The organism is Nonomuraea sp. NPDC023979, assembly GCF_040639085.1.
Lineage (GTDB): Bacteria > Actinomycetota > Actinomycetes > Streptosporangiales > Streptosporangiaceae > Nonomuraea > Nonomuraea ceibae.
Genome location: NZ_JBEZZG010000003.1, coordinates 500,188 through 515,996 on the forward strand (window position 1 = coordinate 500,188; position 15,809 = coordinate 515,996).

General features: G+C 73.2%; 17 protein-coding genes. 7 read left to right on the plus strand and 10 right to left on the minus strand.

The genetic code is table 11. The annotated features are described in order from the left end of the window. Window positions 1-139: 139 nt before the first annotated feature. Both AB0G11_RS08925 and AB0G11_RS08930 read right to left on the minus strand, forming a co-directional pair. Window positions 140-1,975, minus strand: a complete 1,836-nt coding sequence (locus tag AB0G11_RS08925; protein WP_357584863.1) for a BTAD domain-containing putative transcriptional regulator — start codon at window positions 1,973-1,975, stop codon at window positions 140-142. A gap of 140 nt (window positions 1,976-2,115) precedes the next feature. Next, window positions 2,116-2,571, minus strand: coding sequence for a MarR family transcriptional regulator (locus AB0G11_RS08930; protein WP_219499195.1), 456 nt, complete (start codon window positions 2,569-2,571; stop codon window positions 2,116-2,118). A 105-nt stretch (window positions 2,572-2,676) separates the two neighbouring features. Here AB0G11_RS08930 and AB0G11_RS08935 point away from each other — a divergent pair, with 105 nt between their 5' ends. From AB0G11_RS08935 to AB0G11_RS08950, 4 genes are all read left to right on the plus strand, one after another. After that, complete coding sequence (locus AB0G11_RS08935) at window positions 2,677-3,525, plus strand: alpha/beta hydrolase (RefSeq protein WP_357584865.1); 849 nt, start codon at window positions 2,677-2,679, stop codon at window positions 3,523-3,525. Between the two features lie 12 nt (window positions 3,526-3,537). Further along, window positions 3,538-4,374: a DMT family transporter gene (locus tag AB0G11_RS08940; RefSeq protein WP_357584867.1), complete on the plus strand. Its 837-nt coding sequence runs from the start codon at window positions 3,538-3,540 to the stop codon at window positions 4,372-4,374. Window positions 4,375-4,461: 87 nt separating this feature from the next. Further along, a complete protein-coding gene (locus AB0G11_RS08945) occupies window positions 4,462-5,448 on the plus strand; it encodes a winged helix-turn-helix domain-containing protein (protein WP_219499188.1) in 987 nt (328 codons plus the stop codon). Window positions 5,449-5,472: 24 nt separating this feature from the next. Further along, window positions 5,473-6,021: a hypothetical protein gene (locus tag AB0G11_RS08950; protein ID WP_219499185.1), complete on the plus strand. Its 549-nt coding sequence runs from the start codon at window positions 5,473-5,475 to the stop codon at window positions 6,019-6,021. Window positions 6,022-6,052: 31 nt separating this feature from the next. On the opposite strand, the gene phnE is transcribed toward AB0G11_RS08950, so the two are convergent. Genes phnE through AB0G11_RS08970 form a run of 4 tightly spaced genes read right to left on the minus strand, consistent with a single transcriptional unit; the run spans window position 6,053 to window position 9,775 of the window. Then, on the minus strand, window positions 6,053-6,862 hold the full coding sequence (gene phnE, locus AB0G11_RS08955; protein ID WP_357584869.1) for a phosphonate ABC transporter, permease protein PhnE: 810 nt from the start codon (window positions 6,860-6,862) through the stop codon (window positions 6,053-6,055). Then, window positions 6,859-7,704, minus strand: a complete 846-nt coding sequence (locus AB0G11_RS08960; RefSeq protein ID WP_357584871.1) for a phosphonate ABC transporter ATP-binding protein — start codon at window positions 7,702-7,704, stop codon at window positions 6,859-6,861. The genes phnE and AB0G11_RS08960 overlap by 4 nt, the downstream gene beginning before the upstream one ends. Before the next feature lie 2 nt (window positions 7,705-7,706). Further along, window positions 7,707-8,615, minus strand: coding sequence for a phosphate/phosphite/phosphonate ABC transporter substrate-binding protein (locus tag AB0G11_RS08965; RefSeq protein WP_219499176.1), 909 nt, complete (start codon window positions 8,613-8,615; stop codon window positions 7,707-7,709). A 44-nt stretch (window positions 8,616-8,659) separates the two neighbouring features. Beyond that, on the minus strand, window positions 8,660-9,775 hold the full coding sequence (locus AB0G11_RS08970) for a TIGR03364 family FAD-dependent oxidoreductase (protein WP_357584874.1): 1,116 nt from the start codon (window positions 9,773-9,775) through the stop codon (window positions 8,660-8,662). Between the two features lie 145 nt (window positions 9,776-9,920). Here AB0G11_RS08970 and AB0G11_RS08975 point away from each other — a divergent pair, with 145 nt between their 5' ends. After that, entirely contained in the window at window positions 9,921-10,673 is a 753-nt protein-coding gene (locus AB0G11_RS08975; RefSeq protein WP_219499170.1) for a GntR family transcriptional regulator, read from the plus strand. Then, window positions 10,670-11,335, plus strand: a complete 666-nt coding sequence (locus AB0G11_RS08980; RefSeq protein WP_219499168.1) for a phosphonatase-like hydrolase — start codon at window positions 10,670-10,672, stop codon at window positions 11,333-11,335. Before AB0G11_RS08975 ends, AB0G11_RS08980 begins: the two co-directional genes overlap by 4 nt. A 9-nt stretch (window positions 11,336-11,344) precedes the next feature. Here the strand turns inward: AB0G11_RS08980 and AB0G11_RS08985 are convergent, their stop codons facing one another. Both AB0G11_RS08985 and AB0G11_RS08990 read right to left on the minus strand, forming a co-directional pair. Beyond that, window positions 11,345-12,904 (minus strand): carboxylesterase family protein, encoded by a 1,560-nt coding sequence (locus AB0G11_RS08985; protein WP_357584876.1) that lies wholly within the window; start codon window positions 12,902-12,904, stop codon window positions 11,345-11,347. Then, window positions 12,901-13,095, minus strand: a complete 195-nt coding sequence (locus AB0G11_RS08990) for a hypothetical protein (RefSeq protein WP_357584878.1) — start codon at window positions 13,093-13,095, stop codon at window positions 12,901-12,903. The genes AB0G11_RS08985 and AB0G11_RS08990 overlap by 4 nt, the downstream gene beginning before the upstream one ends. Before the next feature lie 101 nt (window positions 13,096-13,196). Here AB0G11_RS08990 and AB0G11_RS08995 point away from each other — a divergent pair, with 101 nt between their 5' ends. Beyond that, entirely contained in the window at window positions 13,197-13,817 is a 621-nt protein-coding gene (locus AB0G11_RS08995; protein WP_357584880.1) for a TetR/AcrR family transcriptional regulator, read from the plus strand. A gap of 64 nt (window positions 13,818-13,881) precedes the next feature. On the opposite strand, the gene AB0G11_RS09000 is transcribed toward AB0G11_RS08995, so the two are convergent. Then, window positions 13,882-14,562, minus strand: coding sequence for a response regulator transcription factor (locus AB0G11_RS09000; RefSeq protein WP_357584882.1), 681 nt, complete (start codon window positions 14,560-14,562; stop codon window positions 13,882-13,884). Beyond that, on the minus strand, window positions 14,559-15,695 hold the full coding sequence (locus AB0G11_RS09005) for a histidine kinase (RefSeq protein ID WP_357584884.1): 1,137 nt from the start codon (window positions 15,693-15,695) through the stop codon (window positions 14,559-14,561). The genes AB0G11_RS09000 and AB0G11_RS09005 overlap by 4 nt, the downstream gene beginning before the upstream one ends. Window positions 15,696-15,809 lie beyond the last annotated feature (114 nt).

Consider the following 15,809-nt stretch of genomic DNA (forward strand, 5'->3'; position numbering starts at 1 on the left):
GAGAGGACTCAGGACGCGCACGTCCCGCCGTCGAGAACCGTCATTCCGCCCGAGGCGATGTATCCATTGCGCGACGGAACAGACAGCCGCGAATACTTCGTGATGATGTTACCGCCTTCGGCCGGCCTTCCTCCGGCATTCAATCCGGCGAGAGCTCCTGCGTCGGCTCGGATGCCGCAAGAGCGCGGACGAGTGGCGACAGCAGATACCGTTCCGGCGCGGTCTGCTCGACGAGGTGATCGGCGTTCAGCCTGTCCAGGTGCCGCCGGATCCGTTCGAGCGGCGTCTGGACGAGCGCGGCGAGCGGCTCCGGCTCCAGCACGTTCTCGGGGTGGAGAACGGCCGCCAGGTGCAGGGTGCGCCGGGCAGCCGGGTCGAGGCGCGCGTACGACCACGACAGCGCACGCCGGACGTCCTGGTCACCGTCGCCCGCTCGGAGGGCGGCCAGGGCGTCCCGCTCGATCTCGCGCGCGAGCGTCTCGGCGGACAGCCCCGGCACGCGGGCGAGCCTCTCTCCGATGATGCGCAGGGCCAGGGGCAGGTGCTCGCACAGCTTGGCGAGCATCCTCGCCTGCTCGGGTTCGCGGCGCAGCCGGTCGCGGCCCGCCTGCGCGGCCAGCAGTTCCAGGGATTCCTCCGGGAGCAGCGGGCCGAGGGCGATCCGCGCCGCGGCGCCACTCGTGACGAGGCCGCGTAGCTGGTTACGGCTGGTGATGAGGACCGCCGGGCCGTTGCCGGGAAGCAGGGAACGTACATGGCAGGTGCTGCGAACGTTGTCCAGGACGATCAGCATCCTGCGGCCCGCGGTGCGGGAACGGAACATCGCGGCGGCCGCGTCCCGCTCCGCGGGAACGTCGGCCGGGCGCACGCCCAGAGCGCGCAGCAGAATGCGCAGGGCCTGGTAGGCGGGGAGGGGCGGCAGCGCGTCGAACCCCCGCAGGTCGAGGTAGAGCTGGCCGTCGGGGAAGTCGCCGGCGGTGGCGGCGGCCCAGTGGATGGCCAGCGTGGACTTGCCGACGCCTGCCCTGCCCACGATCACGGTGGCGCCCGAGCGCGTCGTGACCCGGTCCAGGGTCTCCAGCTCGCCGGTGCGTCCCACGAAGCCGCTGATGTCAGCGGGCACCTCCCGCGGCGGATCCGGCTCGGCGACGTCCGGCGGCGTCACGGGGGGCACGGCTCCCGCCGTAGGCTCCGCCGTCCCGGCGAGGATCTCCTGGTGGAGGTCGCGCAGTTCGGCGCCGGGCTCGACACCCAGCTCCTCTCGCAGGTGACCGAAGGCCTCACGGTAGGCCGCCAGGGACTCCGCCCGCCGGCCGGCCCGGTGCAGGGCACGCATCAACTGGGCCCAGTGCCGCTCGCGCAGCGGATGCTCCCGCGTCAGCCTGCGCAGTTCGGGAATGAGATCACCGCCGGCGCCCCGCGAGGACAGATCCAGGTCGATGCGTCGTTCGACGGCGCGTCTGCGCTCCTCTTCCAGGACGGCGACGTCCTGGTGCAGGATCTCGGAGGCGACGTCCGGGCAGGCGGCTCCGCGCCACAAGGCGACCGCCTTGTGCAACAGCGCCGCCTCCTGCTCGGGCGAGCCGGCCTGAGCGGCCCGGCCCAGCAGGTGGCGGAACTCCAGCAGGTCCAGCCGGTCAGGGCCGAGCCGGATCTCGTAGCCTCCCGGCCACGTCCGGACGACCGTTTCGTCCCCGATCCACTGCCGCAGCCGGGCGACGTACGTCTGCACGACACGCCGTTCGTCCTGCGGCGGCTGGTCCCCCCACAGCCGTCGTGACAGGCCGTCGATGGAGACGACCTGGTTGGCGTGCAGGAGAAGACTGGCCAACAGGGTGCGGTTCTTGGCTCCCGGCACCGGCCGCCATACGCCGTCGCCGAGGCTGACGGTGAGCGGTCCCAGAACGGAGAAGCGCGACGGAAGCGTCCGCCCCCGTACCGAGCCCGAGGTCCCGACGACCTCTCCCACTGCCATGAACCACCCACCCCCGAAGCCGCATGCCATCCCGACGGCACCAGCCTTGGACCGGGCCGGGTTCAGCAGCAACCGCTTCGAAGGCTCTCGAAACGTCAGAGCGGCGGTGGCGCACGCGTCCTTACGACTGCGCGCGTTGATCAGTGGTCGGCGGAGAGCGTGCGTTCGATGTCGACGAGAGCTGCCAGCTGACCGGCGGACAGCGCCCGGCCGAAGTGCCGGTCGATCGAGGCCAGGTGGGCGGGGGTGGCCTCCTCGTGGGCCCGCCGTCCGGCCTCGGTGAGCAGCACGTCGTCGCCGCGGCCGTCCAGCTCGCATGCCTCGCGCGCGATCAGGCCGCGCTGCTCCATGCGGCCGAGCTGGCGGGACAGACGGCCGTGGGCCCACTGCAACCGGGCGGCGAGGCGGCCCACGCGCACGCACGTCTCCGTGCTCGCCAGCTCCGTCACCGCGGCCAGCACCTCGTAATCGGGCATCGACAGGCTCGAGTTCTGCTCCAGCTCGCGGGCGATCGCCGGGTCCACCAGGAGCTGGAGCCTGCGGTAGGCGGCCCAGGCGTCGTGGACGGCCTGGGCGGGCCGGCTGGAGCGCGTCATAGGTCCCATTCTAGCGGCAACCAGTTACATGTAACGAGCTCGCGTGCTACGTTCTTCGTTACATGTAACGAACCACGGGCGGAGAGGACGGCCACAATGGAGCGGATGCTCAACGTCAACGGGATCGAGCTGGCCACCGAGACCTTCGGCGACCCCGCCGATCCCGCGATCCTGCTGATCCACGGCGGCGGTCACAGCCTGCTGAACTGGGAGGAGGAGTTCGCCCGGCGCCTGGCGGCCGGCGAGCGCTACGTCGTCCGCTTCGACAGCCGGGACGCCGGCCGGTCGACCGGCTCCCCCGCCGGAGCTCCGTCACACGACCTGCGCGACCTGGTCGCCGACACCGCCGCCCTCATCGGGGGGCTCGGGCTGGACCGCGCACACCTGGTCGGCATGTCCCAGGGCGCGGCCATCGCCCAGCTCGTGGCGCTCGACCACCCCGATCGGGTAGCCACGCTCACGCTCGCGTCCTCGACGCCCGGCGGCCCCGGTCACCGCCACGACGACCTGCCGGACATGACGGCCGAGCTGCGGTCCCTGTACGCGACCGAACCGGCCGAGCCGGACTGGCAGGACCGCGAGGCCGTCATCGCCCACCTCGTCGAGGCCGAGCGGCCCTTCGCCGCACCGGGCCACTTCGACGAGCCGGCCGTACGCGAGCTCGCCGGCCGGGTCGCCGATCGCACGATCGATCTCGCCGCACAGCTGACCAACCCGTTCCTCCTGGACGCCGGCGAGCCCTGGCGGCACCGGCTCGGCCGGATCAAGGCCCCGACGCTCGTGCTGCACGGCGCCGAAGACCCCTTCCTGCCGCCGGCTCATGGGCAGGCCCTGGCCGCGGAGATCCCCGACGCTCGCCTCATGGTCATGGACGGGACCGGTCACGAGACCTTCCCCCGCCGCCACTGGGACACGGTCGTTCCCGCGATCCTCGGCCACACCGCCCATCGCTGATCGGACGCACCCGTGCTCGCCATCGCCCTGGCCCTGGGCGCCGGGCTCGGCTGGGGGGCCTCCGACTTCCTGGGAGGGCTGAAGAGCCGTTCCCGCCCCGTGCCGTCCGTCCTGCTCATCTCGCAGGCCACCGCTCTCGTCCTGCTCACGATCACGACCGCCGTACGCGGCGTGGGCCCGCCGGACCCTGCCTTCCTCGTTCAGGCGGCCGTCGCCGGGCTGGGCGAGACGGTGGGCATCGCCGCCCTCTACCGCGGCCTCGCCGTCGGCACGATGAGCATCGTCGCCCCCGTCGCGGCGGCCGCGCCCCTCATCCCCCTGCTCGCCGGGCTCGTGGCGGGGCAGGTGCCGGGTCCGCTCCAGTTCGCCGGGCTGGTGCTCACCGCGCTCGGACTGGTCATCGCCTCCCGGCGCCCAGCCACCGGGACGGGCGATCGGCCGTTGACGAGCATTCTGTACGGCCTGCTCGCGGCGCTCGGATTCGGCACCTTCTTCCTGTCCATGCACAACGCCGGCCAGGCCGACACCGGCTGGGCCCTGCTGACCGCTCGCCTGACCACCGTGATCGTGATCGCCTCTGTCGTCGTCCTCACGCGTCACCACGTCACCGTACGGAGGAGCGACCTGCCGGTGCTGGCCTCGATCGGCGTGCTCATCGTCGCGGCCGACGCCCAGTACGCCGTCGCTTCGATGCTCGGCCCGGTCAGCGTCGCGGCCGTGCTGGGCTCCCTGCACACGGTGGTGACCATCGTCCTCGCCCGGATCGTCCTGAAGGAGCGGCTCACCCGTCCGCAGATGATCGGCATGGGCGTGGTCCTCGCCGGCGTCCTGGCCCTCTCTCTCACCTAGTCACGACAAGCGGTGTTCGCTTGCGTCTCACGTCGCGTCAGGTTCTACGCTCCCGATGTCTCCCCCACTCGCGAGAGGAGAAGACGCATGCCCGGCTACTCGCAGTTACATGTCGGAGCGCTCGACGACGTCAACGCCACCGTGTCCCTGCATGCCGGCGCGACGCTCCTGTCGCTGATCGCGGGCACGGTCGGCGGCCGGCCGCATGGCGTGCCCCGCCACTGGCAGCGGGCCGTCGCAGCGGTCATCGGCGACGACGCCGTCGTCCTGCGTCCGCTGTTCGACCCCTACTACTCGGTCATCCCCGACTGCCTGACCGCGACCTCGACGATCGCGGAGGCGGACATGGGCGCCTATCTGGACGCTCTCGCCGAACTGGATGACCGCATTCTCATCCGGGAACTGGAGGCCGAGTTCGGCCCCGTCCTGCCCCGGCACTGGCACGCGGTCGCGGACCGCCCCGGACCCTGGATACGCGCCTACGCCGGTCTCATGAACCGGCTGTGGAAGGAGTTCCGCACCGTCTGGAAGAACGCCGACGCCCTCCTGCACAAGGAGCAGGAGCGCATCGGCCTTGCCGCCGTGACGCGCAGCCTGCACGCTCTCCTGCCCGGGCTGAGCGGGCGGCTGACCTGCGACAGCGCCTCCATCCGGCTTCCGGACCAGCAGGGCAGATCCTTCGACCTCGCCGGCCGTCGCCTCACCTTCGTGCCCGTCGTCTCCGGTCACGGCGCCTGCCTGTTCTCCTTCGACCAGCCCGGCCCGGCGTGGATCGGCTACCCCCTGCCCGCCGTCGGCCTCCTGTGGTCCGGCCGCACCAGCCATGCCGCCCGCGAGGACACCGACAAGCTCGCTCTCACTCTCGGTCGCACCCGCGCCGCCATCCTGCGGCTGGCCGGGACCTCCATTCCCATCGGGAAGCTCGCCGCCCTGCTGGACTGCTCGCCCTCCACTGCCAGCTACCACTGCGACCAGCTCCAGGCCGCCGACCTGCTCAGCCGCGAGCGCCGCGGCCGCCACGTCCACATCAAGATCACGGCCAGGGGGGACGAGCTCCTCTCCGTCCTGGCCTGACCTCCGTGTCGAAAGGATCTCGCGTTGCCGTCTGTTCATCAGAAGGGCCGGTCATGGGCTCCGCTGTGGCCCGCGTACGCCGCCGCCGGGTTCGTCGGCCTCTTCTGCGTGGTCGTGCTCGGCCTGGCCGTCGTCAACGCGGTCGTCGAAGGCGCCTGGCCCGAAGGAGACGGCTGGGTCGCGCTGGGATCGGTGGGGTTGCGGATCCTCACGGTCGCGCTCGCGCTGGCCAGCGTCCGCCCCTGGGGCAGGCGGCTGCCCAGCCGGCTCGTGCTGGGCGGGCTGTGGGGCTCGGCCGCTGCCCAGTTCGTCTATCCGGCGCTGGAACTCGTGGTCAAGCTGCTCATTCTGGCGGGCGTCCCCATCGCGCTCGGCAAAGGCATCAGCAACATGTCCGCGACGGGCTGGTTCAACTTCGCCGCCGTCTGGGTCGTCTTCGGAATTCCGGCCGTCTTGTTCGGGCTCGCGGCCGTGTCCTTCCAGCGCCGGATCGCGGCGTCCTCTCTCTTCGCGTGGCTGGGCATTCTTGGAGGAAGTGCGGCGCTGCTGTTGATCGGAGTGCTCATCGGATAGCGGGCCGGCCATGACGCCGGGATCCGGCTCGTCAAACGCCGAGGCGGCGGCGGATCTGGGCCGAGAGCTGGTCGACGGCGACGACGAGCACCATCACCACCAGCAGGTGGGTGACCATCTCGTCGAACCGGAACAGCTTGATCGACTGGTTGACGAGGAAGCCGATGCCGCCCGCCCCGACCAGGCCGAGCACCAGGGACGAGCGGACGTTGACGTCGAAGCGGTACAGCAGCAGCCCGACGAACTGCGGGATCACCGCGGGCAGCACGGCGTGGGCGGCGACCTGGACACCGGAGGCGCCGCCGACGCGCAGGGCGTCGCGGGGCCCCAGGTCGATCTCCTCCATCGCCTCGGCCCAGAGCTTGCCCATCACCCCCGTGTTGTGGAAGATCAGCGCGAGCACGCCGGCGAACGGGCCCAGCCCCACGGCGGTGACGAAGATCAGGGCGAACACCACGTCGGGCACCGCGCGCAGGAACGACAGGATCGAGCGGGCGGCCTGGTAGACCCAGCGGTTGCGGGTGGTGGTCCGGGCCGCGAGCAAGGCCAGGACGAGCGCCGCCGGCACCGAGAGGGTGGTGCCGAGCAGGCCGATGGCGAGCGTGACGAGCGCCCCCTGGAAGCTGGGCAGCAGCACCTCGGTCCAGGACAGGTCGGGCGGCAGGGCCTGGCCGAGGAAGTCGGCCATGCCGCGCCAGCCCTGGACGAGCGCCGCCGGGGAGAACTCGGTGCCGTGCCAGGCCAGCACGTGGGCGGCCACCACGACCACGGTGACGACCGCGGTCGCCGTGGTGATCGGCCGCCTTCGGGGCGGGGCGAGCGGGGTGGCCGGGGACTTCATCGATGCTCCTGATGAACGACGTGCGAGGCGGCGGCGGGCGAGGCGGGGCGGGCGGCGTACAGGGTGTCGAGGTCGGCCTCGGTGATCTCGGAGGCGGGCGCGTCGATGACGGCCCGGCCGTGCAGCAGCCCGACCACCCGGTCGGCGTGGCGGCGGGCCAGCGCGGGCTGGTGCAGCACGGCGGCGACGGCCAGGCCCTCCTCGTGCGCGAGGTCGGCCAGCAGGGAGACGACCTGCTCGGCGGCGGCCGGGTCGAGGGCGGAGACGGGCTCGTCCGCGAGGATGATCCGGGCGCGCTGGCAGAGCGCGCGGGCGATCGCGACCCGTTGCTGCTGCCCGCCGGAGAGCCGGCCGGCCGGTTCGGCGGCGCGGTCGGCCATCCCGACCCGGTCCAGGCAGGCCATGGCCTCCTCGCGCAGCTCGCGCGGGAACAGGATCGGCGCGAGCGATCGGCGCAGCGGCAGCCGGCCGAGCGCGCCGGCGCAGACGTTGTCCAGGGCGCTGCGGCGGCGTACGAGGTGGATCTGCTGGAAGACCATGGCCGTCTGCTGCCGCAGCCGGTTGCTCTCGGCGTCGTGGCCGGAGCCGAGGGTCCGGCCGTGGACGGCGATGGCGCCCGCGTCGGGGGTCTCCAGGCCGACGAGGCAGCGCAGCGCGGTGGACTTGCCGCATCCGTTGGCGCCGAGCAGCGCGAGGAACTGTCCGGATTCGACCCGCAGGTCCAGGTCGTCCAGTACGGTCCTGCCGTCGAAGGACTTGGTCAGCCCCCGTACCACGAGCGCGGCCGGCGGGCCGGTCACCGCCGTCCGGAGGGGAGGCGGCGGGGCGTCGGCGGGCGTCATGGTCAGACGTCCTCCTCGGTCAGGTTCAGCTCGGCGGCCAGGTCGAACAGCGGCTGGTACGTGTCCTTCGTCACGGCGACGAGCGGCCCGGGCGGGTCGACGTCGAGGAACGCGCCGACCTGGGCGACGTCGGCGGGGCCGAGCTCCAGCAGCGCCTTGGTGACCGCCTCGCGGAAGGCCGGGTCGGCCTTGCCGGAGACGGTGATGGGGTCGTTCGGGATGGGGGCGGAGGTCCAGATCTGCCGGAAGCCGTCGGGCTTGAACGTGCCTGCGGCCTGCGCGGAGGCGAGCTGCTGGCTGTTGATCTCGGCGGCGTCGACCTTGCCGTTGACGAGCGCGAGCAGCGCCTCGGGGTGGCCTCCGGCGTAGTCGATCTTCACGGACGACTCGGCCACGCCGTCGGTCTTGAGCGCGTACCGGGGCAGCGCGTCACCCGAGGTCGATCCCGGGCTGGACAGCGCGATGGACTTGCCCGCCAGGTCCTTGACGGAGGTGATGGGCGAGTCGGCGCGCACCCAGATGCCGGCGGTGTAGGTGGTCAGGGCGCCCTTCGCGTCGGCGAACGAGGCGACGGGCCGCGCGTCGGCCATCGTGCTGGCGAAGACGTACCCGAGCGGCCCGAACTGGGCCAGTTCGAGCTGCCCGTTGCGCATCGCCAGCACCTCGGCGGAGTAGTCGTCGACGATCTTCAGCTCGACGGGGCAGTTCAGCTTGCGCTGGAGGGCGTCGGCGAGGACCTGGTAGGCGGGCTTGAGCTTGGCGGGGTCCTCGTAGGGCTCGATGCCGAAACGGATCCTGCCGCCGGGGCAGGTGGCGCCGCCGGCTTCGGCGCCGGTCTCGGCGCCGCCGCAGCCGGCCAGCAGCAGGAGCGGGGCCGCCGCCACGGCGGCCAGGAGGCGTCGTGCGCGCATGGGGATCTCTCCTCGGAAGTGGTGGTGGGGTGTCGGAGGGGTGGTCAATCGAGCAGGTCGTCGAGGACCTCGGGGGCCAGCCCCAGGGCGGTGGTCATGCCGATGCCGGACGTGACCGCGACCACGCGCACGCCGGGCATGGGGGCGGCGATCAGGAACGGCTCGGGGGCGGAGGAGTAGACGCCGCGCCAGCGCTCGCGGACCGTCAGCCGGTCGGCGCCCAGCAGCCGCCCGGTCTCGGCCAGGACGTGCCGGTCGAGCTCGTCGACCTGGAACGGGTCGAACGTGTCGCCGTAGGCGTGGGTGTCGCCGATGATCAGGTCACCGTCCGGGCGCTGGGTGAACATCAGGTTCAGGCCGATGCCGACCAGGTCCGGGTGCTCGGCCTCCAGCCGCGCGCGTACGGCGGCCACGCCGGGGCAGGCGGTGAAGCCGCCGTAGCGCAGGAGCGAGAAGCCCGACAGCACCGCCGGGTCCACCGTCCGGCCGTACGGGTCGGCCACCCGCAGCATGTGCAGCGCGCAGCGGCGCAGCCCGGACTCCGCGGCGAGGCCGGGGAAGTGCCGGTCCACGTGGTGGCCCACGGCGAAGACCACCCGGCCGGCTCCGATGCGGCCCCGGCTGGTGACGACCGCGCCCGGCTCCACGAGGTGGACGGAGGTGGCCCAGTGGAAGCGCACGCCCTGGCCGGCCAGCCAGTCCGCGATCGCGTGGACGGCCTGGCGGGGGTCGACGCGGATGTCCAGGGGCAGCCAGGCGCCGCCGACCACGCCGGGGCCCACCGGCACCCGTTCGGCCACCTGCGCCGCGTCGAGCAGGACGGCGTGGCCGTCGCGGGCGGCGGCGAACTCCTCCAGCACCGCGTACTCGTCGTCGGCCCTGGCCACGACCACGGTGCCGGCGTCGCGCAACCAGAGCCCCGTCTCCTTGGCCAGCCGCAGCCAGGCGGCCCTGGCCGTCGTCCCGTAGCGGAGGGCGTCGCCGTCCTGGGCGGTGAAGCAGCCGTGCCCGAAGTTGCGGACGGACGCGCCGACGGCCCGCCCGTCACGTTCGACGACGACGACGGACAGTCCCCGGCGTACGGCGTCCACGGCGTGGGCCAGTCCGACGATGCCCGCGCCGACGACGACGACATCGGCCGAGTCGAGCAAACTTGTCATGACAAGCAAGGTGCCGAGCCTGCCCGACAGGTGTCAACAGGTGCCGAACACATGTCGCCGCCTGTTCACCTGGACGCCATCTATGCAGGTGAGGCCGTCATTCAAGGGTTTGCGCGACCGCCGCCCTCCTGTATGGTCAAGTCGCATGGACGGGCCTCTTCACGAACGTGTCGCAGCGGATCTGCGGCGTCGCATCCGGTCGGGCGACCTGCCGGTGGGCGCCGCCGTTCCCTCCGAGTCCCAGCTGTGCGAGCAGTGGGGAGCCTCGCGAGGGCCGATCCGGCAGGCGCTGGCCACGCTCCGGTCCGAAGGGCTGATCGGCGGCGGCCGGGGCAAACCGCCCGTGGTGCGCACCCGGACGATGCCCCAGCCGTTCGAGACGTTCCTGTCGTTCTCGCGGTGGGCCGAGCAGATGGGCCACCAGCCCGGCCAGCGGACGCTGGAGATCAGCCGGCGCCCGGCCTCCGCCGAGGCGGCCGACGCGCTGGCCGTGGACGAGGGCGAGCCGGTCGTCCAGCTGCTGCGCCTGCGGCTGCTGGACGGCGTGCCCACGATGATCGAACGAACCACGTTCGTGTGGGACGCGGGCCGGTGGCTCTTCGACTTCGACTGCGACAGCGGCTCCGTCCTGGCGTACCTGACCGGGCGCGGGGTGGACCTGAGCAGGGCCCGCCACATGATCGACGCGATCGTGGCGGACGAGACCGACGCCGAGCTGCTGACCGTCTCCCCCGGCGCGGCCCTGCTCCGCGAACGCCGCCGCACCTCCTCGGCCGACGGCCGGCCCGTCGAGTACTCCGACGACCGCTACCGTCCCGACCTCGTCTCCTTCACCATCGACAACTCCCAGCAGGCCCGCCCGGCACTGCTGCGCAGCCCCCTTGGAGAGCTACCGTGATCGAACTGGCGGTCCTGGACATCGCCGGCACCACCGTCGAGGAGCACGGCGCCGTCTACGTCGCCCTCGAACAGGCCGTCCGCGCGGCGGGCGGCGACCCGGCCGCCGACGACATCCGGCGCTGGATGGGCGCCGGCAAGCGCGAGGCGATCAGCGCCCTGCTGGGAGAGCCCCCGGCCGAGGTCACGGAGGCCGCCTTCGCCGACTTCCGCGAACGGCTGCGCGCCGCCTACGCCGACCGGCCGCCGACGCCCCTGCCCGGCGTTCCCGAGGCGATCGCGACGCTGCGCGCCTCCGGCGTCAAGGTGGCGCTCACCACCGGGTTCGACCGTGAGGTGACCGGCGCCCTGCTGTCCGCGATCGGCTGGGACACCGGGTTCCTCGACGCGGTGGTGTGCGTCGACGACGTCCCCGCCGGGCGCCCGGCACCGTACATGATCTTCCGGGCGATGGAGGCGACCGGTGTCCACGACGTCGGCCGCGTCCTCACGGCCGGCGACACCACCCGTGACCTTCAGGCGGGCGCCAACGCGGGCGCCGCGATCGTGGCCGGCGTCCTGACCGGCGGCCAGGACGCCGCCACGCTCGGCGCCGTCCGCCACACCCACCTGCTGCCCGGCGTGGCGGCCATCCCGGGGCTGCTCTCCCTGACCTCCGCCTGAGCTCGCCCGCTACCCGGCCCAGAACGCGCACCGGTGGGCGGCGGCGAGGTCGATCGGCCCTGTCGGGTCGGGCGCGAGCGTCAGCGACTGCGTGCCGGGACGGGTGGGGGCGAAGGTCCGCCAGCGGGGCAGGCCGGGGGCGTTGGGGTCGCCGGTGCGGGCGAACGCCGTCCAGTAGCGGATCATGGTGGTGGACAGCTGTCGCCGGCGGGCGTCGAGGCCGGGGCCGGGGAAGAGGTAGGCCAGTTCCGCGCCGTGCGCGGCCCCGAGGGGGAAGTCCGAGCCCGGGATCTCGGTCACGACGTCGTCCCCGGCGAACTCGTACGCGTACGTGCGGACCCGCTGGGCGAGGCTCCGGTTCCGTTCGTACGTCGGGCAGGCGAACACCACGTCGGTGGTGAGCGCCGCCCAGGCCAGCCCCGGGGAGTCGTACCCCGTGAGGGGGTAGCGGCGGGCGACGCGTTCTGCGCGCTCGCCGAACGCCTGCCGCAGCAGCTCGGCGTATGTCCGGGCGGTGATCGGCGTGCCGGGCAGCTCGTAGAACAGGGCGACCATGTAGCGCATCTCGTCGCGGGTGGTGCCCGAGATGACCGGGACGCGGTGGAACGCGCCGGTGGCCAGGGCACGCTCGGGGTCCCGCGGGAGCACCGGGCTGCCGACGGCGGGGGTGATGAACTGGTCGTGCAGGGGCAGCAGGCGCTCGGCGGGCACCTGGCGCAGGCAGGCGAGGGCGGTCGCCGCGTCGGCGCAGCCCAGCCGGGCTGCGAGGCGGGCGCCGTCGGCCTGCCGGTCCTCGACGGACGGCCACTGGCGGAACTCGGGCACGCCGGGGAACATGGCCCCGGCCGGCACCGAGCCGGTGCAGGGAGCGCTCTGCATGATCGCACGGTGGAAGAGCCCGGCCGCTCGCGGTGACGCGAGGTGCGCGCAGACGCTCTTGCCCCCGGCCGACTCGCCGAACAGCGTGACGTTGCCCGGATCGCCGCCGAACGCGGTGGCGTTGCGGCGCACCCAGCGCAGCGCGGCCTGCTGGTCCTCCAGGGCGAAGCCGCCCGAGCCGGCCAGCCCCGGGTGGACGAACAGCCCGAAGACGCCCAGCCGGTAGTTGACGGTGACGACGATGACGTTCCCGGTCGTGGCCAGGCGGCGGGCGTCGAAGTCACTGCCGGCGCCCTCGACGAACCCGCCGCCGTGCAGCCATACCATCACCGGCTTGCGCCCGCCGGGGGCCTCGGGGACGGTGACATTGAGGTGGAGGCAGTCCTCCGACGTGCCGGCCGGCTGTCCCGGGGCCGGTGCGGGCTGGGCGCAGCGCGGGCCCGGCCGGGTGGCGTCCCGGACCCCGGGCCACGGCCGGGCGGGCGCGGGAGAGCGCCAGCGCCGGTCGCCCGTGGGAGCGGCAGCGTAGGGAATGCCGTGAAACACCCGGTGGTCGGTGGCTTGTACGCCTTTCACCCAGCCGAGATCCGTGCGGACCACGGCGTCCTCCTGAGGGGCGGCCGCGGCGGCCGGGGCCGCGAACAGGTGCGCCACGCAGGCGGCCAGCGCCGCCCAGCATCGCCCCTTCACGCGCGACGGCCCTTCAGCCGGGCCGCCGCGACCAGGGCGAGGCCGAGCAGGCCCACGGCCGCGCCGGTCCATGCCGGCAGGTCGACCGTGCGCTCGGCGACCGCCAGCAGCCCCCAGTCGCTCCCCCACAGCCACCGGGTCAGGGCGTTGCCGAAGCCCTGGATCATCAGCACCACACCCGCGATCATCATGACGCCTCACCCTCCACCATCAAATCAATACGTCTGTACGGTATTGTGGGCCGCGAGGGCAGTAAAAACAAGTCACCCGTACTGAAATAGTGGAGTCGGTTGTGGGCAAGGGCAGTCGTACGCGGGGGTTGGGCGCGCGGCACGAGGAGCGGCGGCGGCAGATCGCGGAGGCGCTGCTCGCGATGATCAACCTCCACGGGCTCGACGCGGTGAGCCTGCGTGACGTGGCGGCCAGGGCGGAGGTCTCGCTGGGCGCCGTCCAGCACTACTTCCGCAGCAAGGACGAGATGCTGCTGTTCGCCCTGAACTACATCAGCGAGCGCGGGACCGAGCGCGTACGGCAGAGCCTCGGCCAGGAAGGGCAGCCACCACGCGCGGCGCTGCGCCGCATCCTGGCCGAACTGGTGCCCGCCGACGACCAGCGCCGCGCCGAACTGCGCATCGCGACCGCGTTCACCGCCCGCTCACTGGTGAGCCCCGAGCTCGCCGGCCACCTGCGCGCGGGCTACGACTCCCTGCACGAGGTGCTGGCCCTGCTGATCCGCCACGCCCAGGACGCCGGCGAAGCGCCCGCCGACCTGGATCCCGGACGGGCGGCGGCGGCGCTGTTCGCGCTGGCCGACGGCCTCGGCACGCACGTGCTCATCGGGCACGGCACCCCGGAGACGGCGCTCGCCGTCCTGGACGAGCACCTCGACCGGCTCTTCGCCACCGCGCCCTGAGCCGGCCTACCCGGCGGGCCTACGCAACCGCCTGGGCGCGGTGGCCAGCCGGCGGACGTCGTCCTCAGTGCTCAACGTCGCCTCCAGTCGCGGCGGTGGTCCCGTGGCCGTGCTCCCAGGCCCAGGCGGCGATGCCCACGCGGTTGCGCACCCCGAGCTTACGCTGGACGTTGGCCACGTGGGTCTTGGCCGTGCCGGCCGAGATGAACAGCTCGGCGCCGATCTCCGGGTTGGACCTGCCCGCGGCGACCAGCTTGACGATCTCCAGCTCGCGGTCGCTCAGCGGCTGTTCGCCCGGCACGCCGGTGCGCGCGGGCGACGGCGTGAGGTGGCGCAGCAGCCGCACGGTCACCGAGGGGCTGATCAGGGCGTCGCCCGCCGCCGCCGCTCTGACGCCCTCGACGAGGAGCGCCGGTCCCGCGTGCTTGAGCAGGAACCCGCAGGCTCCGGCGCGGAGCGCGGCGTGCACGTACTCGTCGAGGTCGTAGGTGGTCACGACGATCACCCGCATCGGCGACGGCGTCTCGGGACCGGCCAGGCGGCGGGTGAGTTCGAGGCCGTCCATGCGCGGCATGCGGATGTCGGCGACGACCACGTCCGGCCGGAGCTCGGCGGCGAGGTCGAGCGCGGTCACGCCGTCCGGCGCCTCGCCCACCACCTCCAGATCCGGCTGGGCACCGAGGATCGTGCGGAAACCGCGCCGGACGGCCGGCTGGTCGTCGGCGATCATGACTCTGATCGTCATGGGAACACCGCCTTCACGACCCAGCCGCCGCCGGCGGCGCGGCCCGAGGTGAACTCCCCGCCCAGCGCCCCCACCCGCTCGGCCAGCCCGGCGAGGCCGACACCGGCGCGTTCGGCGGTCGGCAGGCGCGGCAGGGCCTGGTCGCGCGCGTGGTCGGCCACGGTCACGACGACCGCCCCGGTCTCGTCGCTCACCCGGATGGCGACGCTCGACCCGGCCGGCGCGTGCTTCCTGACGTTGGTGAGCGCCTCGACGACGATGCGGTAGATCGTGGTGGCGACCTCGCGCGGCACCGGGCCTGACGGCTCGATGCGCATGTCGGTGTCGGGGAAGCCCGCGTCGGCGAAACGCCGTATCAGGTCGGGCAGGCCGTCGAGGCCGGGCAGCGGCTCGGCTGAGGCACCCTCGCCCTCCAGCTCGCGCAGCATGCGGACGGTCCGGTCCATCGACGCGAGCGCCCGCGCGCCGTCCTCCTCGATCGCCCGCAGCGCCGCCGCGGCCTCGGCCGGATCGCGGTCGAGCAGGATCTGGGCCGCCTGGGCCTGGATGACCATGGCGCTGACGTCGTGGGCGACGAAGTCGTGCAGGTCGCGGGCCAGTTGCAGGCGCTGGGTGCGGCGGGCCTGCCTGACCGCCTCGACCCGGCGCCGGTCGAGGGCGCGGAGATAGGCGCCGAGCCCTGTCGCGCCCGCCGTGCCGACGGACCAGAAGAGGGTGACGGCGACCGCCTCCAGGCCCGAAGGGGGCGGGTGCATGATCTGCAACGCCAGCAGCGCTTCGGAGACCGCCGCCGCCCCCACCGCCGGGACCGCCTGCCGCACGGGGGTCCAGCGCACGGTCAGCGTGACGAGCGTGAGCACGGCGACCGTGTGGACGTACGTCGACGGGCCGCCGGCGATGCCGGGGGTGATGCCGGGGGCGGCCAGCCAGGCGAGCGTGCACGTCGCGCCGATCACGCCGACGGCCGCCGTGACCGCCGCGAGGAAGGGGCGCGCCCTCGGCCACCAGACCAGCGACATGGCCACGGCCGCGAGCATCGCGGGCCCGACGACGAGCGGGCTCGGCAGCGGCCGGAGCACGAGGGTGAGCGCGAGCGAGCCGGCCACCGCCAGCCCGCCTGCGAGGAGTCTCATGGCGGCACCCTAGGGCAGGGATCGCGCCGGCGAATCGGCCGATCGGCAGATGTCTTCCTCCTCGGGTGAGCACAGTCTGGGTCCTGATCGAGCGGCGACGAAACGGAAGAGACC